This window comes from Streptosporangium sp. NPDC000239 (assembly GCF_040300765.1).
In the GTDB taxonomy this organism is placed as follows: Bacteria; Actinomycetota; Actinomycetes; order Streptosporangiales; family Streptosporangiaceae; genus Streptosporangium.
In genome coordinates this window covers 1,113,782-1,138,799 of the sequence record NZ_JBEPEI010000001.1, presented here as the reverse complement: position 1 = coordinate 1,138,799, position 25,018 = coordinate 1,113,782, and the positions used below count along the sequence as shown (strand labels likewise).

The following is a 25,018-nucleotide window of genomic DNA, read 5'->3' as shown; positions in this document are numbered from 1 at the left end:
CCTGTGTCGTCTCCGCCTTCGAGCGCGACGGCCCTCCGCTCGCGGCGTCGTTCCTGGGGCGTGGCCCGGCGGGCCGGAGGGCGGGTACGGCCCCGCTCCGCCCCGCCGGAGTCCCGGTCCCGGCCCCGGGAGACGTGGGCGCGTCCCCCGGGGCCGGCCGCCGGGAGTCATGACCCTCCCGGCGTCCCGTTCGTCAGCTCGCCGCCGCTTCCTGCAGCCTCTCCGGGGTGACCGCGCCGACCAGCAGGCGGCCGTCGTCGGTCAGCAGCGCCGAGAGCAGCTTGCTCTGGATGACCCTGCCGCTGCCCCACGGCCCGCTGACCTGCTTGGCCGACCTCAGCAGGGCGTCCGCGAGGGCGTTCGCGTTCCCCGCCGGGCCGTCCGCGTCCTGGGACCGGTTCGCGCCGAGGTCCTTGACGGAGAAGGGGAGCACCGCGACCGAGGTCCAGCCCTGCCCGACGACCTTGGCCCTGCCCTTCAGCGCCCGTTCCCGTTCCTGCCTGGCCCGGTCCTGCTCGCTGAACTCGTCGGCGGCCCGCTCGGTCACCTTCGCCCCCGCGGGCGGGGTGAAGGTGAAGTTCTCCGCGGCGGGCGGGGTGAACGTGACCGAGGTGAAACCGACCTCGAAGGCCGGTTCGGCGGCGCTCTTGGCGTAGACCTGCACCCGCAGGGGGACGAAGGTCTCCCCGTCGAGCGCCAGCTTGACCTCCTTGACCAGGGACGCGCCGTCCTTGGGAGCCAGGACGAGCTGGTAGGCGGGGCGGTCGGCGACCCGCTCGGTGTTGCTCACGCTCACCACGGTGTCCGTGGCCGCCCTGCTCAGCACCTGCTGCGCGGCCTGCTGCGGAGTGGTCGCGGAGGGAAGCGCGGTGGCGTGCTTGTCCTGCGCCTCGGGGTCCACCCCGTTGATCCGGGTGGCCTCGTTGTCCTCGCTGCGCCACAGCCAGACCTGGTCGCCGTTGACGATCAGGTCGGTCTCGCTCATCTTGCCCGGAAGAGCCAGCCTGAGCCGGTCCGCGCCGCCGTACCAGACCTTGAGCTCGTGTGAGCCCGCCAGCAGGGCGGCGGGTGAGGAGCCGCCCATGCCCGAGATCTCCGGCAGGCCGGGAAGTCCCAGGGAGGCTGTCTGAATGACGGTGCCCGACATGGGCTTCATGCCGGACCGGGAGGCCGTGGCGGCGTCGGCGAGCAGCTGCTGCGCCGTACGCGCGGGGAGTGTGGGCTCCCCCTGGACGGCTGCGATGACCGGGCCCGCTCCGATGGCCGCGGCTACCACCGCGATCGCAGCGACCGGCACACCCCATCTCGTCACGCGGCTTCGCCTTGTTCGTTCAGACATGTCACTCCTTTACGGTAGTGCGTCGATCGTTTCTGAAGGCAGCTTGCGTGACCGTTCCTGTGCCGGAGCTGAGACAGACTGAGAGGTCTCACAGGTTCTCAGCGGTCTCTCAGTGCCGCTGGCCGAAGATGGGGGCGAAGGCGGAGGTGGTGGGGGATGCGGGTTCTCGTCGTTGAGGACGAGCGGCGGATGGCCGCGGCGCTCCAGCGCGGGCTGCAGGCCGAGGGGTTCGCGGTCGACCTCGCGCATGACGGCGAGGAGGGACTGCACCTGGCCAGGGTCGGCGACTACGACGTGGTCGTGCTGGACATCATGCTGCCGAGGATCTCCGGCTACAACGTCTGCAAGCAGTTGCGGGCCGAGGAGAACTGGGTGCCGATCCTGATGCTGTCGGCGAAGGACGGCGAGTACGACATGGCCGACGGCCTCGATCTGGGCGCCGACGACTACCTGACCAAGCCGTTCTCCTACGTCGTGCTGGTCGCCAGGCTCAGGGCGCTGCTGCGCCGGGGCGCGAACCGGCGCCCCGCCGTGCTGCGGGCCGGTGACCTGACCCTGGACCCCGCGCGGCGCCGTGTCTCCAGGGGGCAGCAGCCGATCGAGCTGACGCCCAGGGAGTTCGCCCTCCTGGAGTACCTCATGCGCCACCACGACGAGGTGGTCTCCAAGTCCGAGATCCTGGAACATGTGTGGGACACCTTCGACACCGACCCCAACGTGGTCGAGGTCTACGTGGGCTACCTGCGCCGCAAGGTCGACGCGCCGTTCTCCAGGAACGCGCTGCAGACCGTCAGGGGGGCCGGGTACCGGCTCGCGGGCGATGGCGGCTGACCCGCGCACGCGGGGCGGGCGCCGTACGGCCGGTTGGTGGCGGCGCAAGAGCCTGCGTTTCCGGCTGACCGCGGTCGCCTCCGCCGTGCTCGCGCTCGCGCTGGTCGTCTCGGCGTACGTGATGGTCGGCGTGCTGGGCCAGGCGCTGATCACCACCATCGACGACGCGATCTACCAGCGGGCGCGAGACACGGTCTCGCTTGCCGACGCCGGGCGGCTGCCGGACGAGCTGACCACCTCGGACGGCACGCTGCTGCAGGTGATCGACGGCCGGGGGCGGATCACCCACGCGACCACCGGCACCGACCGGCTGGTGCCGCTGCTGAGCGCGTCCGAGCGGGCCGCCGCGATCACCAAGGGAAGGGCGCGGTTCGTCAACGGCGAGCCGTACGGCATCCCGCATCTGCTTCGGGTACGGGTGCTCAGCGCGGACCGGGGGCAGAGTGTGATCTCGGCGCGCTCGTTCCGTGAGGTGGAGACCAGCCTCAGTACGGCCGGTCACGTGCTGGTCGTCGGCACGCCGCTGCTGCTCGTGCTGCTCGCCGGCGCCAGCTGGGTGATCATCGGCAGGACGCTGCGTCCCATCGCCGCGCTGCGCAGGGGCGCGGACGAGATCACCGACACCGCGCGTTCCAGGCGGCTGCCGGTGCCCGAGGCCAGGGACGAGGTGCACAGCCTCGCCACCACCCTCAACGACATGCTGACCAGGCTCGAACAGGCCGACGCGCGGCAGCGGTCCCTGGTCTCCGACGCGGCGCACGAGCTGCGCAGCCCGCTGGCCAGTATCCGTCTCCAGCTTGAGGTCGCGCTCGGCCATCCCGAGGGGCAGGACTGGCGGGAGACGGCCGAGGGCGTGCTTGAGGACACCATGCGCCTGTCCAGGCTGGCCGAGGACCTGCTCGCCCTGGCCAGGCTCGACGAGCGGGGCGGCCCCGCCCGCAGGGAGCCCGTCGAACTGGAGCAGCTCATCCAGCAGACCGTCGAGCGCTATGGCGAGGCCGTCACGGTACGGCTGCCCGCCCCGGCGGGCGACTTCCCCACGGGGGCGGCCGTGGTGACGGGCGACGCTCTCGACCTGGGGCGGGTGCTGGTCAACCTCGTGGACAACGCGCTGCGGTACACCTCGGCCCCGGTGGTGGTCGAGTTGCGCGTCGAGGGCGCGGACGCGGTGCTGACCGTCACCGACGACGGCCCCGGCGTCCCCGAACCGGACAGGGAACGGGTCTTCGACCGTTTCACCCGGCTGGACAGCGCGCGCAGCCGTGACGAGGGCGGTTCCGGGCTCGGCCTGGCGATCGTCAGGGAGACGGTCAACGCCCACGGCGGCGCGGTGCACCTGGAGGATGCCTCGCCTGGTTTACGGGCAGTTGTACGACTTCCGCTATCTTGACCGACGCTTGTCCATCATGTGCTTGGCCGGGAAGGGCCCGGAGACCTAGCGTCACTTTCATGACTTCCGCTGACGGCGGCGAGCGGGAGCTGATCCTGCGGGTCGCGACGCGGCTCTTCGCCGCCCTTGGCTACGACGGAACCTCGACCAGCCAGATCACCGAGGCCGCCGGGGTCGACGTCGCCACGCTCAACGAGCACTTCGGCGGCAAGCGGGAGCTGTACCTCGCGGTCATGGAGCGCGCCCACCTGACCGAGCTCGCCGATCTTGAGGGGACGATCGCGCAGATCGCCGCCGCGCCTCCGGGAGACCCCCTCGGGGAGCCCTCGGGGGCCGTGCACCGCCTGCTCGACAGCTACATCGACTTCTGCGTCAGGAACCCCGACATCGCCGCGTTGTGGATGCACCGCTGGCTGTCCGACGCCAGCGACGTCACCGAGCCGGAACGGCAGTACGTCCAGCCGGTGGTCCGGCGCATCAGCGAGACCCTGCGGTCCCTGGCCTCGCCGTCCGCCGACGTGATGTTCGCGGTCTGGACGGTGACGTGGTCGGCGCACGCCTTCTCCCGTGGCGGGGTCCTCGACGAGGAGGGCAACCACTGGAGCCCCGGCGACCCGGAGATCCTGCGCCGCTTCCGCGCCTACATGCACGACGTGGTGCACCACGCCCTCGGCCTGCCGGGTGACCCGCCTCGGTCGTGAGTCAGGGCCGTGACCTTCGGTTCCCTCCGGCGGACGGTACGCGACGGACCAGATAACAAATCGATTTACCCCGGTCAGGATATTGCGGTAAACCCGTCGCGGGTTCACGATGGGGACGCTCACTTGTGCCTCTTCCGGGGCGCCGGGGCACCCCGGCGGGCGAGACCGTCAGCACGAGCCAGGCATGTGTTCCCAGGCCTGCGGGACGGACCGTCTGCCGCCGTCGCGGGACCGCCCGCGGACAGGACCCATCGAAAGGCGAGGTGCGCCCCCGCCTCGCGATCGGGCCACCCGTTCCCCCCACGGGTGGCCCGATCCCATTCCGGTCCTCTCAGAGACCCGATCCGCGCAGTCCGGAGACGACGGCGAGGGCGTCACGGGCGGAGGCGGCGTCGTGGACCCGGAAGACCCGGGCGCCCTGCCAGGCGGAGACCGCGAGGGTGGCGATGGTCCCGGCGTGCCGCTCGTCGACAGGCAGCCCGCCGAGGGTCTCGCCGACGAAGTCCTTGTTGGAGACCGCGACGAGCACCGGCCAGCCGGTGCCGACCATCTCGCCGAGGCGACGGCTGATCTCCAGGGAGTGCCGGGTGTTCTTGCCGAAGTCGTGCGCCGGGTCGATGAGGATCGACTCTCTGGCGACCCCGGCGGCGGCCGCCCGCTCGGCGAGGCCGACGGTGTGATCGACGACGTCGGCGACCACGTCGTCGTAGGCGATGCGGTGCGGGCGGGTGCGCGGGGTCACGCCCCCCGCGTGCGCGCACACCAGCCCGATGCCGTGCCTGGCCGCGACGTCGGCCAGGCCGGGATCGACTCCACCCCAGGTGTCGTTGAGCAGGTCGGCGCCGGCCTCGGCGACGACCTCGCCGACCTCGGCGCGCCAGGTGTCGACGCTGATGACCAGATCGGGGTGACGGTCCCTGACCGCCGCGACCAGGCCGGCCACCCGGCGGATCTCCTCCGCGGGGTCCACCTCGTCGCCCGGTCCCGCCTTGACACCGCCGATGTCCACGATGTCCGCGCCGCCCTCGACGGCCCCGTCGACGGCCTTGAGCGCGGCCTCGAAGCCGTAGGTCCTGCCCCTGTCGTAGAAGGAGTCGGGGGTGCGGTTGACCACCGCCATGATCGCGAATTCGCCGGGCCGGAACTCACGGCCTCGCAGGCGCAAGATAGTCATCGATACCGAGCCTATCGGGCCGGTACCGGAGAGGCGGGCGCTCCCACCTGCGCCGCCTCCGGGGGTTGGGGAAACCGTGCCTCACGTGGAGGTCAGGCGGCCGACCCACCCTCGGCCACCGTGACGAAGTCCTGGGCGACGGAGGGCAGCCGCCGCCGCGCGTGGACGAGGGCGATCACCCTGCGGACCGAGGGGTCGAGGGAGCGGACCACCAGCCCGGCCCTGGCCGCCTGCTCGGCCATGCCCCGGTACCACAGCAGGGAGGCCGCTCCCGAGCGGACCGTGTTGAGCCAGTTGCCGCGCTCGTCGAGCTGTACGGCGGGCACGGGAGCGATGCCGTACTTGGTGAACAGGGCGTCGAACTCCCTGCGCCGGGCACTGCCGGGGACGGGCATGACCAGCCGCATGCCGTTGAGCCTGTTCATCGGGACCGGGTCGGGCAGGTCCAGGCCGGACGGGGAGATCAGCACGATCTCCTGGCGTTCCAGCGGATGGCTGACCAGGTCGGCAGGGACGGGCAGGTCCGTCAGGCCGAGATCGGCCCGCTGGTCCCTGATGGCGTTGACCACGCCGTCCCGGCCGTCGCAACGGACGATGTGCACGCGCACCCCTGGATGCTCGGCGGCGTAGGCGGGAAGGAGTCGCCCGGCCAGCCCCGGTTCGAGGCTGGGGGTCGAGGCGATGCGCAGTTCCGCGTCGGCCTGGTGGCCGTGGGCGGACAGTGCCTCGATCTCCCTGACTGCGTCGAGCGCCTCCCGGGCCAGCTTGACCACCCGGCGCCCCTGCGCCGTGACGACCACGCCGCGCCCGGAACGGGCGAACAACGTCATTCCCAACTCTCGCTCAAGGTCTCTGATCGCGCGGGAAAGCGCGGGCTGCGCGATGTACAGCGACCTGGCCGCATCTGTCATGGTGCGGTGCTCCGCCGTCGCGACCACGTAGCGGAGCTGCTGCAGATTCATGGCTTCGACGCTAGGACACGGGCCCGGGGTCGGTCCCGGACATTGCAGAGATCACCTTTGACGATTTCAGAATGTAACCGTATATAGCGACATCCGTGACGGATGATAAATCAGTATGCTTACGCCCCAAATTCGATAAAAGTCCGGTCATTCGTGGACGGCCGGACACTCGGGTTAACGGGGAGACAGCGTGACAGGCAACGGGCACAACCCTCCACAACCACCGTGGCCCCAAGGGCCTCAGGGGCCCCAGGGGCACCCCCGTCCCGCACCGCCTCCTCCCGCCTGGCCCGCCGCGCCGCCTCAGGGACCACCACAGGGGCCGCCTCAGGGACCGCCTCCCGGTCCGCCGCCGCAGGGGGTGCCCGGACAGCCGTACCCGTCCGCGCCGCAGCCTCCTCCCGGGCAGGGTTTTCCTCCGGGTTACGGCTATCCGCCGCCCGGTCAGGCGGGCCCAAGACCCGGCCCCAACCAGGGATACGGTCACCCGCCCGCCCCGCCACCCGCCCCGCCGCAGGGTTATCCGCCTCAGAACCCGGGACCGCAGGGCTACCCGCCCGCGGGCCAGGGGTACCCGCCGCCGCCCGCGCAGGGCTACCCGCGGCCCGGGCCCCAGGGGCAGCCGCCCTACCCCGGGGCGCCCCAGGGGCAGCCGCCCTACCCCGGGGCGCCCCAGGGGCAGCCGCCGTACGGCGCGCCGATCCCGCCACCGCCTCCCGTCCCGCCCGCTCCGTGGCAGCCGCCGCAGCGGCGCTCGGGAGGCGCCGGAGTGATCGTGGTGAGCGTCTTCGGTGTGATCGCGCTGCTCTTCATCGGGCTCGTGGTCGCCGGGTCGGTCATCAAGAACCGTTACCGGGACTCGGCCCCGCACTTCGCCGTGCCCACCTACACGCCCTCCCCCTTGGAGACCTCGCGGCCGGCCACCGAGGACACGCCCACACCCACACCGACGGAGACGCCACAGGAGACGAAGCCGACGGACGTGCCCAGCCCCTCGAAGGAGGTCGTCCGCAACACCACCCTGGAGGGCAACACCCTCTACCGGACCGGTGGCCTGCCCACGGTGAGCTGTTCCGCGGGCTCGCCGAGCATCTACAGCCACAGCCAGCTCAAGGGGCTGATCCTGAAGACCTCCAAGTGCCTGGACAAGGGGTGGTCGCGGATCCTCGGCGAGCAGGGCATCGACTGGAGCCCGCCCGGCTACGCCATCGTCTCGGGCCGGGGACGCGGGGCGTGCGGGGACTTCCCCCAGATCGGCAGCATCGTGCCGTACTACTGCCCGCGCAACCACACCATCTACGCCTCGACCGGCGCCATGGCCAAGGGATCGGGCAACAGCCTCGGATACGGTCAGATCGTCGGCTGGCACGGCGCGATCATCAGCATGATGGCCCATGAGTACGGCCACCACGTGCAGCAGCTGACCGGCCTGTCCGACAGCTGGTGGCAGAAGACGCAACGCTCGTCGAGCAGGAGCGGCAGGCTCGCGCTGAGCCGCAGGTTCGAGCTCCAGGCCACCTGCTTCGGCGGGATGTTCATGCGTTCGGTCGCGAGCACCTACCCGGTCACCCCGGCCAGGCGCAACACGCTCTACTACTTCTACTCGCGGGTCGGGGACTGGCCCGGTTACCCCCGGGACCACGGGACCCCGGCGAACAACAACCGCTGGTTCCGCCAGGGCTACGAGAAGAACAAGACCTTCCAGTGCAACACCTGGCTGGCCTCCTCCTCCTCGACGTCATAGCTTAAATACTCATTAACCGAAGTTTGGTTGTCTGTCTGCCATGTCCATGTATGGGGCTAGAATCCTGCCAATTCCATGTAATCGGGGGACCTCGGCTGTTTTGCCAGGTGGACCGGGGTAGGACGCAGTAGGAAGCGGTGTGATCATGCGCCATGGGCAGGGCCCGGGGGACTCTTCCGGCGATGACGGGAAACGGCACGCCCCTGAGCAGGACCCGGGGGTCACCCCCGGCGCCCCCGCCGACGTTCCCGGCGCTCCGGGAACCCCCGACGCCCCCGGTGTTCTCGGCGCCCCCGGTCCTCCCTCCGCCGGGGCCGGCGAGGGGGCCGGGGAGACCGCCCGGCCCCCGGGAGAGGACGCCCGGATCCCACAGGGCCCGGGAGACCTCGCACAGGGCCCGCCTCCCGTGGCGCGACCGGCAGGGAAACGGCCCAGGTTCGCCAAGCCGCTGACGACCGCCTCGCTCGTCGGCTGGACCGGGCTCTCGGTGGTCCTGCCCGGCGCGGCCCACCTGCGCGCGGGACACCGCCGTACCGGCTACGCGCTGCTGGGCGTCTTCGCCGCGCTCCTGGTCGCCGCGGCGGTCGTCGCGTTCGTCGTCCTTCCCGGCAACGTGGGCTTCCTGACCAGGGACAGCACGCTGACGAGCGCGGTGGCCCTGGCCGGCGCCGGAGCCCTCGCCTGGTTCCTGATCGTGCTCTCCTCCTACATCTCCCTGCGTCCGAGAAGGCTCAGCGGCAGGGGACAGATCGTCTCCGGCGTCGCGATCGGCCTGCTGTGCGTCGGGGTGATGTCGCCGTTCGCCCTGGTGGCGAACACCGTGCTGACCGCCAAGAACACGGCCAACGCCATCTTCCAGAGCTCGACCGACAACCCGGCCGTGGTCCCCGTCAAGCACGAGGATCCGTGGAACGGACGCGACCGGGTGAACTTCCTGCTCGTCGGCGGCGACGGCGCGGGCAACAGGGACGGCATCAGGACCGACAGCATGACCGTGGCCAGCGTGCAGGTCTCGACCGGCAACACGGTCATGTTCAGCCTGCCCCGCAACCTGCAGCACGTCCGCTTCCCGCCGGACGGCACGCTCGGCAGGCAGTTCCCCAACGGCTTCATGCGCGAACTGCCCAACGGCGGCCTGCTCAACGAGGTGTGGCAGTACGGCGAGGAGCACCCCGAGGTCGTCCAGGGCAAGGACGGTCAGCGCGGGCCCAGGGCTCTCATGGAGGCGATCGGCTACACCCTCAACCTGAGGATCGACTACTACGCGCTGATCAACATGTTCGGCTTCGCCCACCTGGTCGACGCCATCGGCGGTCTGAAGATCCGGGTGGACAGGGACGTCCCGTGGGGCGGCCTCTACGGCACCGCCGGCACGATCAGGGCCGGCTACCGGACGCTGTCGGGTGAGGAGGCCCTCTGGTACGGCCGCTCCCGTGTCGGCAGCGACGACTTCTCCCGGATGAGCCGCCAGCGCTGCGTCATCGGCGCCTTCGCCCAGCAGGCGACCCCCTCGGTCGTGCTCACCAACTTCGTCAAGATCGCGAACGTCGCCAAGAAGATGGCCAAGACCGACATCCCCCGTGAGCTGCTCGACCCGCTGACCGAGCTGGCCCTCAAGGTCAAGAACGCCAGGATCACCAGCCTGCAGTTCGTGCCGCCGGAGTTCTACTCCGGCTCCCCCGACTGGCGGAAGATCCGTGCCGCGACCGTCAGGGCGCTGCGCCAGTCCGAGCGGCCCGCCCGCCGGGCCCAGGCCGCCGGGGTGACGGCCTCGCCGGGCGTGAGCGGGGCAACGGCCTCCCCCACGGGCGGCGACGGCACGCCCGCGGCGACCCCCTCGACCACGCGGCCCACGCCGCACCGGACGGCGCCGCAGACACCGCGCGAGACGCCCACCCAGAACGGCGCCACCGCCAAGTCGCTGAGCGAGATCTGCGGCTTCTGACCCACTCGTCCTGGGCGGGCGGGCCCCGGTTCTGCGCCCGCCCGCCCAGGGGTCCGGTGGCAGGCCGGAGCGGTCCCCGGTGCCGCGATCATGTCCGCCGGGACAGTGATCGGCGACCTTCCGGGGAAGGAAATCAACCCTGGCGTTTTGCTGGGATTGGTGACATAAGGCCTGGTCAGAGGCATTTTTCACGGCTGGACGGGGCCGCCGGAAATGCAGGAACGTGGGGAGAGTTCGATCCCCTCGAATCCGGTGGTGCGCCATGCGAGTCCTGATCCAGCTCCGCCCAACCCCCGACATCGTCGCGGCCGTGGCCGACCCGGGTGTCGCCACGACCACGGCCGACGTGTCCGACGGCCTGCCCGGGGTCGTCCTCGACCACTCCTTCGTCCCGGTCGCGGTGCCCCGCCCGGTACCGGCGGCCGGGGGCGACCCGCTGTCCCTGAACCAGGCACTGACCTTCTCCTTCGCCGCCGAGCACGCCTCGGTCCTGGTCCGCGGCGAGATCTCCGACGACGAACTCTCCACCAGGGTCACGCTGCTGCCCAACACCCGCTCCGACGTCATCGGGGTGCACGCCGACCCGGTGATCGGGTCGAGCATCGTCTGCGGCGGCGACGCCCCCGTCGGCGACTGGCACGACGTGGAGCGGCTGCTGCGCGTCGCCGAGCTCAGGTCGGAGGGGCTGGACGGCTCCGGCGTCCCCCTGGCCATCGTGGACACCGGCATCAACGCCGCACACGTCGCCCAGCGCATCGGGCACGCCCCGATCATCGACTCCGCCCACAGCTGGAACCCCTCCGGCGTCTCCGGGACCGCGGGCCGGTTCGAGGTCGACCACGGCACGATGTGCGCCTTCGACGCGCTGATCAGCGCCTCGAAGGCGTCGTTGATCGACATTCCCGTGCTGCTCTCCCGGCGTCCCGGCGGCTCGGAGATCGACGGCCTGCTCTCCGACGCCGTCGCCGCCTTCGCCCACCTGCGCACCGTGCTCGACTCCCTGCCCGCCGCGACCCGGTCGCTGGTCGTCAGCAACAGCTGGGGCTCCTTCTCCCCCGAGTGGGACTTCCCCGTCGGCCACCCCGGCAACTACTCCGACAACGCGGCCCACCCGTTCAACCTGATCGTCTCCAGCCTTGAGCAGGCGGGCGCCGACGTGCTGTTCGCCGCGGGCAACTGCGGGCGCGACTGCAGGGACCGCCGGTGCGCCTACCCCGACCGCCCGATCGGCGGCGCCAACTCGCACCCGAGCGTGCTGTCCGTCGCCGGTGCGGACACCGAGGGCGAGCGGGTCGGCTACTCCTCCCAGGGGCCCGGCCGTCTCGCCCAGCGCAAGCCCGACATCTGCTCCTACACCCACTTCTCCGGCTCCGGGGCCTTCGGCGAGGGCTCGCCCGACTCGGGCACCTCCGCGGCCTGCCCCGTCGCCGCCGGTCTGGTCGCGGCCATCCGCACCCGCTGGCCCGCCGCCGCGCTGTCCCCCTCGCAGCTGCGCACCCTGCTGCACCGCACCGCGGACGACCGGGGCGGTGTCGGCTACGACTACGACTACGGCTACGGCCTGCTGGACGTCGCGGGGGTTCTCGCCGCGCTGCGGCGCAGAGACCGGCGTGCGGCGTAGCGGCGGCACGGTCATGGTCCTCATCACCGTACGGCTGCCGCCGCAGGCCACGCTCGAACAGGCCACGCACCGCCTCGGCCTCAGGGACGAGGAGGTCGACCTGGGCTACGACCTGGTGCTCATCGATCCCCGCAGGGGCCTGTACGGCCTGCGCGTGACCGAGGCCGCCGCCGACCGGATCTCCCCGGTCGCCTTCGGAGGCACGGGCCCCCACTCCGACCCCCGCATCGAGCCGTACGGCCCGCCGCGCTAGGCCGAGCGCCGGCGGGGAAACACGAAAAGGCCCGGCCGAAAAAAGAAGAACAACCGGAAAACCGTATCTCCTTTTCTGTCACGTAGCCTTCCGGAGGCATTTCCGGAACAGGTGGCGGCCGTTTTCCCGCCTTTTCCGCTCCCTGATCCTCGTGCACCCTTGGTCCGTGGAACCCGGCGTCGGCCCCCTTATCCCGGCGCCGGGGAAATCATTCACCGTGACCATGGAGGGGAAATGCCCGAGAGGAAGAGCGATTACGGCCCGGCACGATTACCGGGGGCGGTTCGCACGGCCGCCGTACTCGTCGGGGCCCTGTCCGCCGTCCTGGCCACGGCCGGACCCGGAGTGGCCCTGCCCGTCCCAGCCCCCGCTCCCGCTCCCGCTCCCGCCACGGCCGCGGCCGCGCAGTGCGGTGACGTGGTGACGGCGAACCTCGTCCTGACCGCCGACCTGGTGTGCCAGGGCACCGGGCTGACCATCGGCGCGGACAACGTCACCGTCGACCTCGCGGGCCACACCGTCAGCGGGGCGCCCGCCGTCCAGATCCCCGACCGCAGGGGCACGACGCTGGTCAACGGCACGCTCACCGGCTCCCAGTCGCTCACCGCCGCCGGTTCCCAGCTGATCTCGCCGATCCCGCTGACGGTCTCGGGAATCCGGCTCGGGGCGCAGACGAAGCTGACCAACGCCTCCGCCGTCCTCGGTCAGGGTTCCGGCGGCTGCACGGTCAACGGGATCAGGGCCCAGGACTCCTGGGTGACGCTCGACGGCTGCGAGGCGCGCGACCAGCTGTATCTGCGCCAGTCGACGGGCACCGTGCGCGCGAGCAAACTGACCTCCGGCTCCCTGCGGCTTGAGCAGTCCAGCAGGGGGCGCTACGAGAACAACGTCTTCGACGACTTCACCGTGCTCCTCTACGACATGTCCCGCGAGAACGTGTTCACCGGCAACGTCCTGAAGAACGCGGAAAGCGCCTTCTACACGGCCATGCCGCAGTCGCCGAACGTCACCAACACGATCCAGGACAACGACATCAGGAACAACGACATCGGCTTCGAGGCCGATGACGTCACCGGTTTCACCATCAAGGGCAACCGGTTCACCTCCAACCGCACCGCGGGCGTCCTCGTCGACAACGACATCAGGCGCGCGAACTCGGAGTGGATCTCCGGCAACGTGTTCACCGGCAACGGCCTGCGGCCCAGCGGGGTCAAGGATCGTGACGGCAACCCGGTCGCGGGCGGCGTCCACGTCCGCACCGTCCCCGAGTCCCGGATCAACCTGTCCGGCAACGTCGGCAGGTTCAACGGCGGCTACCTCATCTGGGCTCCCGCGGGTCAGGTCGTCGACGGCGGCGGCAACAAGGGCCCCTGCGGGCCGGTGCCCAACCCCGACCTGACCTGCCTCTGACCACGCGTTCCCGCGTTCCGTTCCATCCGCCGTCCTCTCGGTCCGCCGACCTCCGTGCGCGCCGAGTCCACACTGTCGGATTTATCACCAAATTTCAGGAAAAGCGGTGTGGGCAGGTTCGGTGGAACCCGATCGCCGAAGACGGCACGCGTGACCGTCGCCGCCGCGCCCGCGGCGACCGTGCTCGGGGCGGCCCGCGCCGCCCCGGCCTCGGCGCGCGTCCCGGATGCGGGAGCGGGCGAACGACCCCCCTGCGGCAGGGCGGGCCGGTCCCTGGCCTGAGGAGGCCGACTTCCGGGCGGGGCGGATGATCCCCGAGCGATATGATCTTCCCTCAGTTCACCCGGCCAACGACCCACGGGGAGTCATTCGTGCCGCTGCGCGAGCGTGCCCGCGCCGTCCTGGAGGCTCCGCGCTTCCAGCAGGCCGTCATCGCGATCATTCTGGTCAACGCCGCGACCCTGGGACTGGAGACCTCCGAGGTGGCGGTCGAGCGGTACGGCACGGCCCTGACCGTCATCGACCACGCCGCGCTCTACGTCTTCGTCGCCGAGTTGCTTGCCAAGGTCTACGTCTACCGGGGCCGGTTCTTCGCCGACCCGTGGAACCTGTTCGACACCTCGATCGTGACGATCTCCCTGTTGCCCGTCGCCAGTGGCCTTTCGGTGCTGCGGGCGTTGCGCATCCTGCGGGCGCTGCGCCTGATCTCGGTCGTGCCGAGTCTGCGCAGGGTGGTGACGGCGCTGCTCAACGCGGTGCCCGGGATGACGTCGATCGTGCTGTTGCTCGGCCTGGTGCTCTACGTGGCGGCGGTGATGGGCGCCAAGCTCTATCACGACACCGCGCCGGACTACTTCGGGGACCTGCCGACCTCGCTGTTCACCCTGTTCCAGATGATGACCGGGGACGGATGGTCGGACATCACCCGGGAGGTCATGGACGAGCACCCGGCGGCCTGGATCTTCTTCGTGGCCTTCATGCTGGTGTGCACCTTCGTGGTGCTGAACCTCTTCATCGCCGTCGTGGTCAGGGCCATGGAGGACGAGCACGCCGAGCAGTCGGCCGAGGCCGCGGCCCAGGAGGCCCTGACGGTCAGGGAGACGAACGAGGCGGTGCTCGCGGAGCTGACCGCGCTCAGGGCGGAGATCCGCGAGTTGCGGGACCGGGTCCCGGTGACGCCCGCCGGCCGCTGACCGGTGGGCGGGCGCCAGCGGTGAGCCCTCAGCGGGAGTAGAACTCCACGACGAGCTGCTCGTCGACCGGGATCACGATCTGCTCGCGCAGCGGGCGGCCGACGAGGGTGAACCTCAGGTCGGTGTGGCTGACGTCGAGGTAGGCGGCGATCCGGTCGTCGGCGTAGACGCCCTCCGCAGCCGCGACGAACGGCTGCATCGTCCTGGACCTCTGACGGACCGCGATGACCTGGCCGGGCTTGACCAGGTAGCTGGGGATGTCGACCTTGCGGCCGTCCACGGTGATGTGGCCGTGGGAGATGTACTGACGGGCCGCGTAGATCGACGGGGCGAGACCCGCCCGCAGGACCAGGGAGGCCAGACGGCTCTCCAGCAGCACGACCAGCTCGGCTCCCGAACGGCCGGTGCCACGCAGCGCCATGTCCCAGTAGCGGCGCATCTGCCGCTCGGAGACGTCGTAGTACCAGCGCAGCTTCTGCTTCTCCATCAGCCGCAGGCCGTAGTCACCGGTCTGCCGCCTGTTCGTCTTGCGCCCGTGCTCGCCCGGAGGGTACGGCCGCTCCTCGAAGTAGCGCACGGCCTTGCGGGTCAGCGGGACGCCCGCCCTGCGGGACAGCCGCACCTTGGGCCCGGTGTAGCGCACGGTCACTCCTCTGTGATTAGGTTTGCCTTAGTGAGGTAAGCCTTACCTTAGGTCAAGGATCCCCCGATCTCAAGGAGAGCCTGTTCATGCAGCCCGTCACCGCTCCCCCGATCCCCGAACGGGTCCGCACCCTCGCCGCCACGGCCGTCCCGACCCACGTGTCCCTGACCGGGACCCGCCTACCCGCCTCGCCCGCCAGGGGAGGCGTCGACGACCGGGGCCGCCCGGTGCTGCTGGTCATGCCGGGAGATCCGCTCCACGACGCGCTCGACGAACCCGTGGTGACCGTCGACCTGACGGCCAGCCGCAGTCTCGGAGCCGTCCAGGCCTCGCGCGGCCTGCTCAAGGTGCAGGGGTGGGCGCAGGCCGTACCCGATGGGGAGGCGCGGCAGGCCGCGATCGCGATCGCCGAACGCTGCCCCGACGAGGCGCTGTTCGAGGCTCTTGAGGGCCGTGGCCCCCGGCTGCTGCGGATCGACGTCGGCCAGGTGATCTATCTCACCGGCCCGGAGTCGGGGGTGCTCGACGGTGAGGAGTATCTCGGCGCCCGCCCCGACCCCCTGATGGACGTCGCCGAACGCCTGCTCGGCCATGTCAACGGCACGCACCGCGACCAGCTTGAGACGGCGCTGGCCTGCCTGCTCGACGGGCCCGTCCCCGACGTATGGCTCTGGGAGCTCGACAGGTTCGGCGCGACCGTCCGCTCAGGCGTCGACGAGCCGACGCTGATCCGTCTGCCCTGGCCCGTCCCCGTCTCCGACGCCGGGTCCCTTGAGCGCGCCCTGCGCTGCCTGCTCTGTCACCGCTGACGAGCCCGGCCTGCTCCCGTTCTCCCCGGCCGCGCCCCTGTCCGTTCACGGGACGCGCGGGGAGAGGGGTTGTCTCAGCTCTCGGGGACGACCTCCCTGGTGGTACGGATGACCTCGTCGACGAGCCCGTAGTCCCTGGCCTCGGTCGCGGTGAACCAGCGGTCGCGGTCCCAGTCCTCCTCGATCTGTTCCAGCGTCTGGCCGGTGTGGAAGGCGATCCGCTCACGCATGAGCTGCTTGGTGTACAGCATCTGCTCGGCCTGAATGGCGATGTCGGTTGCGGTGCCGCCCAGGCCTCCCGAGGGCTGGTGCATGATGATCCTGGCGTGCGGCAGCACGTAGCGCTTGCCCGGCGCCCCCGCGCACAGCAGGAACTGCCCCATGGAGCCCGCGATGCCCATCGCGACCGTGGCGACGTCGTTGGGGATGTACTGCATGACGTCGTAGATGGCCATGCCCGCCGAGACCGAGCCGCCCGGCGAGTTGATGTAGAGCCAGATGTCACGCCGGTCGTCGTCCGCGGACAGCAGGAGCAGCTCGGCGCAGATCCTGTTGGCCACCTCGTCGTTCACCTCCGTGCCGAGGACGACGATCCGTTTACGCAAAAGCCGCTGGTAGAGCTGATCCTCGGCGACGGGCCGCGAATTGGTCATCTCTTTCACCCACCCCGGAGCTGAATTTACGAATGACGATTCATCGCGACCATAACGCTCCCGGGCCGGTGTTCCCGCGCCGTTCGCTGTGAGCGCTTTCCGCTCACAGCGCACCTGGGAGCGGCTCCCATGGGTGACAGACAAACCTCCACCCCTGCCTCATCAAAGGATCAAGGCATCGTTCAAGATATGGGGATGCGACCGATCTCACCCGAACGCCGGGGCGGGCGAACCCGCCCGGAGCGCGACCGTCGGAGCGTGTCATGAACTCCCCCATCCGTGTCCTGGACGCCCACACCACGAACCGCTGGGCGGACGTCGGAGCGTTGATCTTCGAGTACATGGGAGCGACCCAGGCGGAGCTCGGTCTCCCCGTCCCGGTCTCCCTCGACGAGCTGCCCGCCCGCATGCAGAACGAATGCCGCGACCCCGGGTCCGTCTACCGCGACCCCGGCGTGTTCCTCGTCGCCTGCCACGACGACAGGCCGATCGGCGGCGTGGGTCTCAAGCCCCTCCCCGGGACGGACGCCGTCCAGGTGAGCCGTCTCTACGCGCGTCCCGGCCACCGTGGCGGGACGGGCAAACTGCTGATGGAGCACGCGCACAGACATGCCGAGCAGCGGGGTTTCGCCCGGCTGGTCCTCGACGTCATGCCCCAGCGCCACCAGGTCATCGGCCTCTACCGCCGTCTCGGCTACACCGAGGTCGAGCGCGAGGACCACCGCTCCTTCCGCATGCTCTCCATGGAACGGCTCATCACCCCCGCGTAGCCCCTTTCCCGCAGGCCCATGTTTATCTCCCTCGTCCTCGGACACTGGATATCCCTGTGCGGGGAAACTCCACATAGAGGATGTAAGGGGATGAATCACTCGTGGGTGCGGAAGACAAGGTCTCCAACAAGGCCGAGGAGCTCGGGGGCAAGGTCAAGGAGGGCGCCGGGCGCCTCACCGACGACGAACGGCTTGAGGCCGAAGGTCGCGCCGACCAGAGCAAGAGCCACCTCAAGCAGGCGGGCGAGAAGCTGAAGGACGGCGCCGAGAAGGTCAAGGACGCCTTCAAGGACTGATTCCACCGGTCTCGCCGTGCCGTACGAGGCCCGGCGAGACCCGAGGTCCGCGAGGAAGGGGGACCGGCATGACGGTGACGCGGTTCCATGACCTGCCGCTGGCCGACTCCAGGCGACGCTGGAACAAGGAGGCCGCCGAGAGACGCGTACGCGCCTGGGCGGGGGCACAGCACAGGCCGAACGCCAAGTACCGCGAGGCCCACCTCTGGTACGACGGCGGCGAGCCCGACGAGTTCGGAAGCTACAAACTGCCCTTCGCCGACGTGGTCGACGGTGAGCTCAAGGCCGTCCCGCGCGCGCTGCACGCCGCCGCGGGCGTCGTCGAAGGGGCCAGAGGCGGGGTCGACGTCCCCGGTGGCGACGTCGGGCCGATCAAGTCCCATCTGGCCAGGTACTACTCCAAGATGCACGAGACACCGCCCTGGGAGGACTGAGCGCGGGGCCACACCCGCCGGAGAACCCCGCCCGAAGGAGGAGACGATGACACCCGAGGAACAGCCGGAGCGGATGTCCGCGGACGGCAAGCCCATGGTCGGCGCGACACCCCGCGACGTGGTCCACATCAGGCTCGGCTCGTTCGCGTTGATCGCGGCCGTCGGCATCGGTGTGCTCGGCTTCGTGGCGGGTCTGACCTGGCTGACCGTGGTGATGGCACTGGCGGTCGTCGTCGCGGTCGTCGACATCGCCCTGGCGGTCCGCCGCCAGTCGCACGCCAGGAAGGGCACGACGACCGAGGCGGGCTGAGCGCCCTTCCTGGAGGACCGCCGCCCGCAGGCACGGCCCTCGGGAGTAAAGGCTCCCCGTGGGCGCGGCCGGGCACCGGCCCTCAGGAGGGGGCGTCCACGGCCTCGGGCGACAGGATGTGGTCCAGGACCATGTGCGCGCAGCCGACGATGCCCGCGCCGGGGCCGAGTCTGCTCCGCTCGATCCGCAGGTTACGGGTCGACAGGGCCGTCGAGCGCCGGTGGACGACCTCGCGCACCCCGGCGAGCAGCGGCTGGAAGGTCTCGGCCACGTCCCCGCCCAGCACGACCACGGCGGGGTTGAGCAGGTTGACGGCGGTGGCGACGACCTCGCCGAGCATCCTGGCCGCGTTGCGGACGACGGTCATGGTCTCGGCGTCGCCCGCCCGCACCAGGCTCACCACGTCCGCAAGGGTTCTCACCTCGTGGCCCCTGGCGCGCAGGTCACGCAGGATCGCGGTGCCGCTGGCGACGGAGTCGACGCAGTCGACGTTGCCGCACCGGCAGAGCACCCCGCCGCCGTCGCGGACCGGGATGTGCCCGATCTCCCCGGCGGCGCCGAGCGCGCCGCGCAGGATCTCGCCGCCCGCGATGATGCCGGAGCCGATCCGGGTCGAGACCTTGATGAACAGCAGGTCGTCGGCCTGCCCGGCGTAGACGGCCCGGTGCTCGCCGATCGCGATGACGTTGACGTCGTTGTCGAGGAAGACCGGGGCGGGGAAACGGTCCGCGATGATCGGCGGGATCGTGACACCGGTCCAGCTCGCCATGATGCGGGCGCTCTCGGTACGGCCCGCCGCGAACTCGACCGTCGCGGGCACCCCGAGGCCGACCCCGCGCACCTGGGAGACGGGCCGGTCGCCGAGCAGTTCGCCCCAGGTCCGCATGACCAGGGGGAGGACGACGTCCGGCCCCTCCTCGACGTCGATGGCGAGGTCGGCGCGGGCCAGCTCTCCGCCCGCGAGGTCGCACACGGCGATCTGTGTCTTGCTCGCCCCGAGGGAGCCGACCAGCACGACGCCGCCCGAGGCGTTGAAGACCAGGCGGGTCGGCGGGCGGCCTCCGGTGGAGGGGCCGTCGCTGTCCTCGATGACGAGGCGGCGGTCCAGCAGCTCGGTGACCCGAAGCGAGACGGCGGGCCGGGACAGGCCGGTGACCCGGCCGATGTCCGCGCGCGTGATCGCCTCACCGGTGCGAATGAGGCGCAGAACCTCACCGCTGGTGGCGAGCGCGGCAGCGGGACGACGAGGCATCCGCTAAGTGAACCACACCCGCTTAGGAAATGAAAAGTTCAAACTTTCTCATCTAAGATGACAAAACTCCGCTTGTGTAGAGCGCAAGATCCGGATAGTGTCCGATCTATCCCTAATTCCGGTAGATCACCACGGAGTACTCCCCATGTCCGAGCTCCCGCAGTCCGCCGACCTGATCGTCTTCGGCGGTACAGGCGACCTCTCCATGCGGAAACTTCTCCCCGCGCTGTACCACTGCGACCGTGACGGCCGTCTCTCCCCCGAGACCCGCATCATCGCGATGTCCCGGGGCGGACTCGACGACGCCGACTTCCGCGGCAAGGTGGACGCCCAGGTCCGCGGCGCGGTACCGATCGACGACCTGAACGTCTGGGAACGCTTCCTCGGCAGGCTGCACCACGTCTCGGTCGACATCGGCGGCGAGGACACGGCCGGCTGGGAGCGGCTCGGCGCCATGCTCGCCGGGCACGAGCAGCGGACCCGGGTGTTCTACCTGGCCAGCCCGCCCATGACGTTCGGCCCCTTCTGCAGGCAGCTCGAACGTGTGGGGCTGGTCACCCCCGCCTCCCGGGTGGTGCTCGAAAAGCCGCTCGGCCGCGACCTGGCCAGCGCGCGGCGCATCAACGACGAGGTCGGCGCCATCTTCGACGAGCGCCAGATCCACCGCATCGACCACTACCTGGGCAAGGAGACCGTGCAGAACCTGCTCGTGCTCCGCTTCGCCAACGCCTTCCTTGAGCCGATCTGGAACTCCCTGTGGATCGACCACGTCCAGATCACCGCCTCGGAGACCGTCGGCACCCCCGGCAGGCGCGGCTACTACGACCACGCGGGCGCGCTGCGTGACATGGTACAGAACCATCTGCTCCAGCTCCTGTGCCTGGTCGCGATGGAGCCCCCCTCGCGCAACGACCGCGAGGCCATCCGCGACGAGAAGGTCAAGGTCCTGCAGGCGCTGCGGCCCATCGTCGGCGGCGAGGTCGACCGGTTCACCGTCCGCGGCCAGTACACCGCGGGCGAGTCCGGCGGCGAGCAGGTCCCCGGATACCTCGACGAGCCGGACGGCACCGCGCCGACCGAGACCTCGCGCCGGGTGGAGACCTTCGCCGCGATCCGCGCCGAGGTGAAGAACTGGCGCTGGGCGGGCGTCCCCTTCTACCTGCGCACGGGCAAGCGCATGCCCCACCGGTACTCGGAGATCGTGGTGCAGTTCAAGGACGTGCCCCACTCGATCTTCCCCGGCAGCGCGCCCAACCGGCTGGTGCTGCGGCTGCAGCCCAGCGAGGGCATCCAGCTGCACATCATGGCCAAGGAGCCGGGCGCCGGCGAGGTCGCCCTCAAGCCGGTTCCGCTCAGCCTGAGCTTCGCCGAGACCTTCACCACCCGGGTGCCCGAGGCCTACGAGCGGCTGCTCATGGACGTCCTGACCGGCAACCCCACCCTGTTCATGCGGCGTGACGAGGTCGAGGCCGCCTGGCGGTGGATCGACCCGATCCTCGGCGAGTGGGAGGCGCACGGCACCCTGCCCGAGCCGTACCCCGCGGGCACCTCGGGTCCCGCGGGGGCCCACGAGCTCCTCGGCCGCAGCGGCCGTACCTGGCACGAGGAGGCCTCGGAGTGAACGAGCCCGCAGACCACGACGACCGACGAGGAGGCCGGATGAACCCCGCCATCCAGGAGATCACCGACCGCCTGGCCGAGCGCAGCCGCGCCAGCCGTGGCGCCTACCTCGCCCGGCTCGACGCCGAGGCGAGGACGGCCCGCGAGCGCGGGCCCGCGCGCGGACATCTCGGCTGCGCCAACCTGGCCCACGGCTTCGCCGCCGCCGGCAGGGACAAGCCGGACCTGATGGCCAACGTCAAGCCCGGCGTCGCGATCGTGTCGAGCTACAACGACATGCTGTCGGCGCACCAGCCGTACGAGACCTATCCGCCGATCCTCAAGGCGGCCGTGCGCGCGGCGGGCGGCGTCGCGCAGTTCGCCGGCGGCGTGCCCGCCATGTGCGACGGCATCACCCAGGGCCGCGCGGGAATGGAGCTGTCGCTCTACAGCCGCGAGGTCATCGCGATGTCCACCGCGATCGCGCTCTCGCACGACATGTTCGACGCCGGTCTCATGCTGGGCGTCTGCGACAAGATCGTGCCGGGCCTGCTGATCGGCGCGCTGCACTTCGGCCACCTGCCCGCGGTGTTCGTGCCCGCGGGCCCGATGACCTCGGGCCTGCCCAACAAGGTCAAGGCACGCACCCGGCAGCTCTTCGCCGAGGGCAAGGTCGGCAGGGAGGAACTGCTCGACGCCGAGTCGCGCTCCTACCACTCGCCCGGCACCTGCACCTTCTACGGCACCGCCAACTCCAACCAGGTCATGATCGAGGTCATGGGCCTGCACCTGCCGGGCTCGACGTTCGTCAACCCGCGCACCGAGCTGCGTGAGGCCCTGACGAAGGCCGCGGGCAGGCGGGCGGTCGAGATCACCGTGCACGGCGAGGAGTACACCCCCGTGGGGCGGGTCGTCGACGAGAAGGCGATCGTCAACGCCTGTGTGGCACTGCTGGCCACCGGCGGCTCGACCAACCACACGATGCACCTGGTGGCCATCGCCGCCGCAGCGGGCATCGAGCTGCTCTGGGACGACCTGGCCGCGTTGTCGAAGGTGGTGCCGCTGCTGACCCGCATGTACCCCAACGGCCAGGCCGACGTGAACCACTTCCAGGCCGCGGGCGGCATGCAGGTGCTCATCGGCGACCTGCTCGACGCCGGGCTGCTCCACGCCGACGTGCTGACCGTCGCCGGACACGGCCTCGACCACTACCGCTCGGCCCCCGTCCTCAAGGACGGCGCGGACGGCGAGCTGCTGTGGGAGGAGCGCACCGAGGGCAGCACCGACCCCGACGTGCTGCGTCCCGTCTCCGAGGCCTTCTCCCCCGACGGCGGCATCCACATGCTCGACGGCAACCTGGGCCGCGCGGTCAGCAAGGTCTCCGCGGTCAAGCCGGAGCACCTGGTCGTCGAGGCCCCGGCGAAGGTCTTCGACGACCAGCTCGAACTGCTGCGCGCCTTCGAGGCGGGCGAGCTCGACGGCCAGGACTTCGTCGCCGTCATCCGCTACCAGGGACCCAGCGCCAACGGCATGCCCGAACTGCACAAGCTCACCCCGCCGCTGGCGGTGCTGCTCGACCGGGGGCAGCGGGTGGCCATCGTCACCGACGGCCGCATGTCCGGGGCCTCCGGCAAGGTTCCCGCGGCCATCCACCTGTCGCCCGAGGCCGCGCACGGCGGGCCGATCGCACTGGTCAGGGACGGCGACCCGATCCGTCTCGACTCGACGGCAGGCACCCTTGAGCTGCTCGTCCCGGCCGAGGAGCTGGCGGCCCGCACCCCGCAGGGCGCCCCGCTCACCGACGCCCGGTGGGTCGGCACGGGACGTGAGCTGTTCGCCGCCTTCCGCCGTACGGCGGGCCCCGCCGAACGCGGCGCCGGGATCTTCGCCCTGAACGGCCACGCGGAGAGCCTTGAGGCCGGGGCATGAGGAACGCGCGATGGTGAGCCTGCCCTGGCTCCCCTGGCTTGTCGCCGACGTCGGGGGAACCAACGCCCGTTTCGGCCTGGTCACCGAGCCGGGCGGCGCCCCCGAGGCGGTGGCCGTGCTGGCCGGCGCCGATCACGAAGGGCTTCCCGAAGCCGTAGCCGCCTATCTCGCGGAACACGCGGGCGGAGTTCAGCCGGGAGCGGCCTGTATCGCGATCGCGGGTCCCGTCGAGGGAGACCGTTACCGGCTCACGAACGCGGGCTGGTCGGGCTCCGTGCACGCCCTCGGCATCCCCAACGCCGAACTGCTCAACGACTTCGAGGCCCTGGCCGCCTCCCTGCCCCACCTGGGCGGGGAGGATCTGGTCTCGCTCGGCGGCCCCGCGCCCTCGCACGGCATCAAGGCCGTGCTCGGGCCGGGAACGGGCCTCGGCGTCGGGGGTCTGGCGCCCGCGGCCGAGGGCTGGGTGCCGATCCCCAGCGAGGGCGGCCACGTCACCGTGCCGATCCTCGACGAGCGCGACCACGAGATCGTCCGCGCGCTGCGCTCCGAGGGGCTCGAACACGTGATCGCCGAGCACCTGCTGTCCGGCCCCGGCCTGACCCGGCTGCACCGTGCCCTGGCACTGGTGCGCGGGACCGACGCGCCGCGCCTGACCGCCGCCGACATCGTGGCCAGGATGGACGACTCGCTGTGCGCGGAGACCGTCGAGGTGTTCTGCTGCATGCTCGGCACCTTCGCCGGGAACGTGGCGCTCACCCTGGGCGCCAGGGGCGGCGTCTATCTCGGCGGCGGCGTGCTGCCCCGTATGGTGGGACGGGTTCTCTCCAGCGGCTTCCGCCGCCGGTTCGAGAGCACCCCCATGCTGAACGACTACCTTTCCGGCATCGCCACGAACCTGATCGTGGCGCCCCAGCCCGCGCTCGTCGGCGCGGCGGCGTGGCTGAGCCAGCGCCTGTCCAACATGGAGTATCGATGAGTCTGCTCGACATCGCCCCGGTGATCCCGGTCGTCGTGATCGACGACCCGGAGACCGCGGTCCCCATGGCCCGTGCCCTGGTCCGGGGCGGCCTGCCCGTGATCGAGGTCACCCTCCGCACCGAGGGCGCGCTGGAGGCCGTCGAGCGGATCGCCGCCGAGGTGCCCGAGGCCGTCATCGGCGCGGGGACCGTCCGTACCGGAGCGGACGTGGACGCCGCCGTCAAGGCCGGTGCCCGGTTCCTGGTCAGCCCCGGTTCCACGCCCTCGCTGCTGGACGCCATGCGGGACAGCGGCGTGCCGTTCCTGCCGGGTGTCGCGACCGCCTCCGAGGTTCTGGCGCTGGCCGAGCGCGGCCTGACCGAGATGAAGTTCTTCCCCGCCGAGGCCGCGGGCGGGCTGCCGTACCTGAAGGCGCTGGCCGGACCGCTGGCGGAGGTGCGGTTCTGCCCGACGGGCGGCATCAAGCCCGCGACGGCCGCGACCTACCTCGCGCTGCCCAACGTCGGGTGTGTCGGCGGCAGCTGGCTCACCCCGGCGGACGCGCTGGCCTCCGGTGACTACTCCCGCATCGAGCGACTGGCCGCGGAGGCCGCCGCTCTCCGCTGAGCGGCGTTCACGGGGTGGAGCCGGGAGCACCGTTCCTTTACCCTGTAGGGGCGAGGGGAGTACTTCCCAAGAGCCGACCCGGTCAGTACGGACGTCCCACGGCGTCCCCGGGCGGCCGCCCGCACGGCGCGGGTGAAGGAGACCTCGGATGACCGCGTCATTCGAGGAGTCGC

General features: G+C 70.9%; 25 protein-coding genes. 19 read left to right on the top strand and 6 right to left on the bottom strand.

Features of this window, described 5'->3' with window-relative positions; translation table 11 throughout:
- Positions 1–193: 193 nt before the first annotated feature.
- Positions 194–1,312, bottom strand: coding sequence for a LolA family protein (locus tag ABT340_RS05225; protein WP_352009377.1), 1,119 nt, complete (start codon positions 1,310–1,312; stop codon positions 194–196).
- A 183-nt stretch (positions 1,313–1,495) separates the two neighbouring features.
- Between ABT340_RS05225 and ABT340_RS05220 the strand changes: the two genes are divergently transcribed.
- From ABT340_RS05220 to ABT340_RS05210, 3 genes are read left to right on the top strand one after another with little or no spacing between them, the layout of a single operon-like run.
- Complete coding sequence (locus ABT340_RS05220; RefSeq protein WP_352009376.1) at positions 1,496–2,170, top strand: response regulator transcription factor; 675 nt, start codon at positions 1,496–1,498, stop codon at positions 2,168–2,170.
- Positions 2,160–3,560, top strand: coding sequence for a sensor histidine kinase (locus ABT340_RS05215; RefSeq protein ID WP_352009375.1), 1,401 nt, complete (start codon positions 2,160–2,162; stop codon positions 3,558–3,560). Before ABT340_RS05220 ends, ABT340_RS05215 begins: the two co-directional genes overlap by 11 nt.
- A gap of 59 nt (positions 3,561–3,619) precedes the next feature.
- Positions 3,620–4,261, top strand: a complete 642-nt coding sequence (locus tag ABT340_RS05210; protein WP_352009374.1) for a TetR/AcrR family transcriptional regulator — start codon at positions 3,620–3,622, stop codon at positions 4,259–4,261.
- Between the two features lie 331 nt (positions 4,262–4,592).
- On the opposite strand, the gene folP is transcribed toward ABT340_RS05210, so the two are convergent.
- Both folP and ABT340_RS05200 read right to left on the bottom strand, forming a co-directional pair.
- The gene (gene folP, locus ABT340_RS05205; RefSeq protein WP_352009373.1) at positions 4,593–5,435 is read right to left on the bottom strand and encodes a dihydropteroate synthase; all 843 of its coding nucleotides are present in this window, start codon (positions 5,433–5,435) and stop codon (positions 4,593–4,595) included.
- Between the two features lie 92 nt (positions 5,436–5,527).
- A complete protein-coding gene (locus ABT340_RS05200) occupies positions 5,528–6,397 on the bottom strand; it encodes a LysR family transcriptional regulator (protein WP_352009372.1) in 870 nt (289 codons plus the stop codon).
- A gap of 361 nt (positions 6,398–6,758) precedes the next feature.
- On the opposite strand from ABT340_RS05200, the gene ABT340_RS05195 reads away from it, so the two are divergent.
- The 7 genes from ABT340_RS05195 (at position 6,759) to ABT340_RS05165 (ending at position 14,563) form a co-directional block, all read left to right on the top strand.
- A complete protein-coding gene (locus ABT340_RS05195) occupies positions 6,759–8,141 on the top strand; it encodes a neutral zinc metallopeptidase (RefSeq protein ID WP_352009371.1) in 1,383 nt (460 codons plus the stop codon).
- A 145-nt stretch (positions 8,142–8,286) separates the two neighbouring features.
- Positions 8,287–10,086, top strand: coding sequence for an LCP family protein (locus ABT340_RS05190; RefSeq protein WP_352009370.1), 1,800 nt, complete (start codon positions 8,287–8,289; stop codon positions 10,084–10,086).
- A 262-nt stretch (positions 10,087–10,348) separates the two neighbouring features.
- On the top strand, positions 10,349–11,707 hold the full coding sequence (locus ABT340_RS05185; RefSeq protein ID WP_352009369.1) for a S8 family serine peptidase: 1,359 nt from the start codon (positions 10,349–10,351) through the stop codon (positions 11,705–11,707).
- On the top strand, positions 11,697–11,960 hold the full coding sequence (locus ABT340_RS05180) for a hypothetical protein (RefSeq protein ID WP_352009368.1): 264 nt from the start codon (positions 11,697–11,699) through the stop codon (positions 11,958–11,960). Before ABT340_RS05185 ends, ABT340_RS05180 begins: the two co-directional genes overlap by 11 nt.
- 234 nt (positions 11,961–12,194) lie before the next feature.
- Positions 12,195–13,370, top strand: a complete 1,176-nt coding sequence (locus tag ABT340_RS05175) for a right-handed parallel beta-helix repeat-containing protein (protein ID WP_352009367.1) — start codon at positions 12,195–12,197, stop codon at positions 13,368–13,370.
- Positions 13,371–13,478: 108 nt separating this feature from the next.
- Positions 13,479–13,652: a hypothetical protein gene (locus tag ABT340_RS05170; protein WP_352009366.1), complete on the top strand. Its 174-nt coding sequence runs from the start codon at positions 13,479–13,481 to the stop codon at positions 13,650–13,652.
- An 89-nt stretch (positions 13,653–13,741) separates the two neighbouring features.
- The gene (locus ABT340_RS05165) at positions 13,742–14,563 is read left to right on the top strand and encodes an ion transporter (protein WP_352009365.1); all 822 of its coding nucleotides are present in this window, start codon (positions 13,742–13,744) and stop codon (positions 14,561–14,563) included.
- 28 nt (positions 14,564–14,591) lie between these two features.
- Here ABT340_RS05165 and rpsD read toward each other — a convergent pair whose 3' ends face one another.
- A complete protein-coding gene (gene rpsD, locus ABT340_RS05160; protein WP_352009364.1) occupies positions 14,592–15,206 on the bottom strand; it encodes a 30S ribosomal protein S4 in 615 nt (204 codons plus the stop codon).
- Positions 15,207–15,292: 86 nt separating this feature from the next.
- Between rpsD and ABT340_RS05155 the strand changes: the two genes are divergently transcribed.
- Positions 15,293–16,015, top strand: coding sequence for a DUF2470 domain-containing protein (locus ABT340_RS05155; protein WP_352009363.1), 723 nt, complete (start codon positions 15,293–15,295; stop codon positions 16,013–16,015).
- A gap of 74 nt (positions 16,016–16,089) precedes the next feature.
- On the opposite strand, the gene ABT340_RS05150 is transcribed toward ABT340_RS05155, so the two are convergent.
- Complete coding sequence (locus tag ABT340_RS05150; RefSeq protein WP_352009362.1) at positions 16,090–16,668, bottom strand: ClpP family protease; 579 nt, start codon at positions 16,666–16,668, stop codon at positions 16,090–16,092.
- Between the two features lie 263 nt (positions 16,669–16,931).
- Here ABT340_RS05150 and ABT340_RS05145 point away from each other — a divergent pair, with 263 nt between their 5' ends.
- From ABT340_RS05145 to ABT340_RS05130, 4 genes are all read left to right on the top strand, one after another.
- Positions 16,932–17,438, top strand: a complete 507-nt coding sequence (locus ABT340_RS05145; RefSeq protein ID WP_352009361.1) for a GNAT family N-acetyltransferase — start codon at positions 16,932–16,934, stop codon at positions 17,436–17,438.
- A gap of 101 nt (positions 17,439–17,539) precedes the next feature.
- Positions 17,540–17,734 (top strand): CsbD family protein, encoded by a 195-nt coding sequence (locus tag ABT340_RS05140; protein WP_352009360.1) that lies wholly within the window; start codon positions 17,540–17,542, stop codon positions 17,732–17,734.
- 68 nt (positions 17,735–17,802) lie between these two features.
- Positions 17,803–18,168 (top strand): hypothetical protein, encoded by a 366-nt coding sequence (locus ABT340_RS05135; RefSeq protein WP_352009359.1) that lies wholly within the window; start codon positions 17,803–17,805, stop codon positions 18,166–18,168.
- A 46-nt stretch (positions 18,169–18,214) separates the two neighbouring features.
- Positions 18,215–18,478, top strand: a complete 264-nt coding sequence (locus tag ABT340_RS05130) for a hypothetical protein (protein WP_352009358.1) — start codon at positions 18,215–18,217, stop codon at positions 18,476–18,478.
- Positions 18,479–18,560: 82 nt separating this feature from the next.
- Here the strand turns inward: ABT340_RS05130 and ABT340_RS05125 are convergent, their stop codons facing one another.
- The gene (locus ABT340_RS05125; protein ID WP_352009357.1) at positions 18,561–19,730 is read right to left on the bottom strand and encodes an ROK family transcriptional regulator; all 1,170 of its coding nucleotides are present in this window, start codon (positions 19,728–19,730) and stop codon (positions 18,561–18,563) included.
- A 145-nt stretch (positions 19,731–19,875) separates the two neighbouring features.
- Between ABT340_RS05125 and zwf the strand changes: the two genes are divergently transcribed.
- The 4 genes from zwf to eda are packed head-to-tail and all read left to right on the top strand — an operon-like array spanning position 19,876 to position 24,845.
- Positions 19,876–21,351, top strand: coding sequence for a glucose-6-phosphate dehydrogenase (gene zwf / locus ABT340_RS05120; RefSeq protein ID WP_352009356.1), 1,476 nt, complete (start codon positions 19,876–19,878; stop codon positions 21,349–21,351).
- Between the two features lie 38 nt (positions 21,352–21,389).
- Positions 21,390–23,258: a phosphogluconate dehydratase gene (gene edd, locus ABT340_RS05115; RefSeq protein ID WP_352009355.1), complete on the top strand. Its 1,869-nt coding sequence runs from the start codon at positions 21,390–21,392 to the stop codon at positions 23,256–23,258.
- A 10-nt stretch (positions 23,259–23,268) separates the two neighbouring features.
- The gene (locus tag ABT340_RS05110; protein ID WP_352009354.1) at positions 23,269–24,237 is read left to right on the top strand and encodes a glucokinase; all 969 of its coding nucleotides are present in this window, start codon (positions 23,269–23,271) and stop codon (positions 24,235–24,237) included.
- The gene (eda, locus tag ABT340_RS05105) at positions 24,234–24,845 is read left to right on the top strand and encodes a bifunctional 4-hydroxy-2-oxoglutarate aldolase/2-dehydro-3-deoxy-phosphogluconate aldolase (protein WP_352009353.1); all 612 of its coding nucleotides are present in this window, start codon (positions 24,234–24,236) and stop codon (positions 24,843–24,845) included. Before ABT340_RS05110 ends, eda begins: the two co-directional genes overlap by 4 nt.
- The last annotated feature ends 173 nt before the right edge of the window (positions 24,846–25,018 follow it).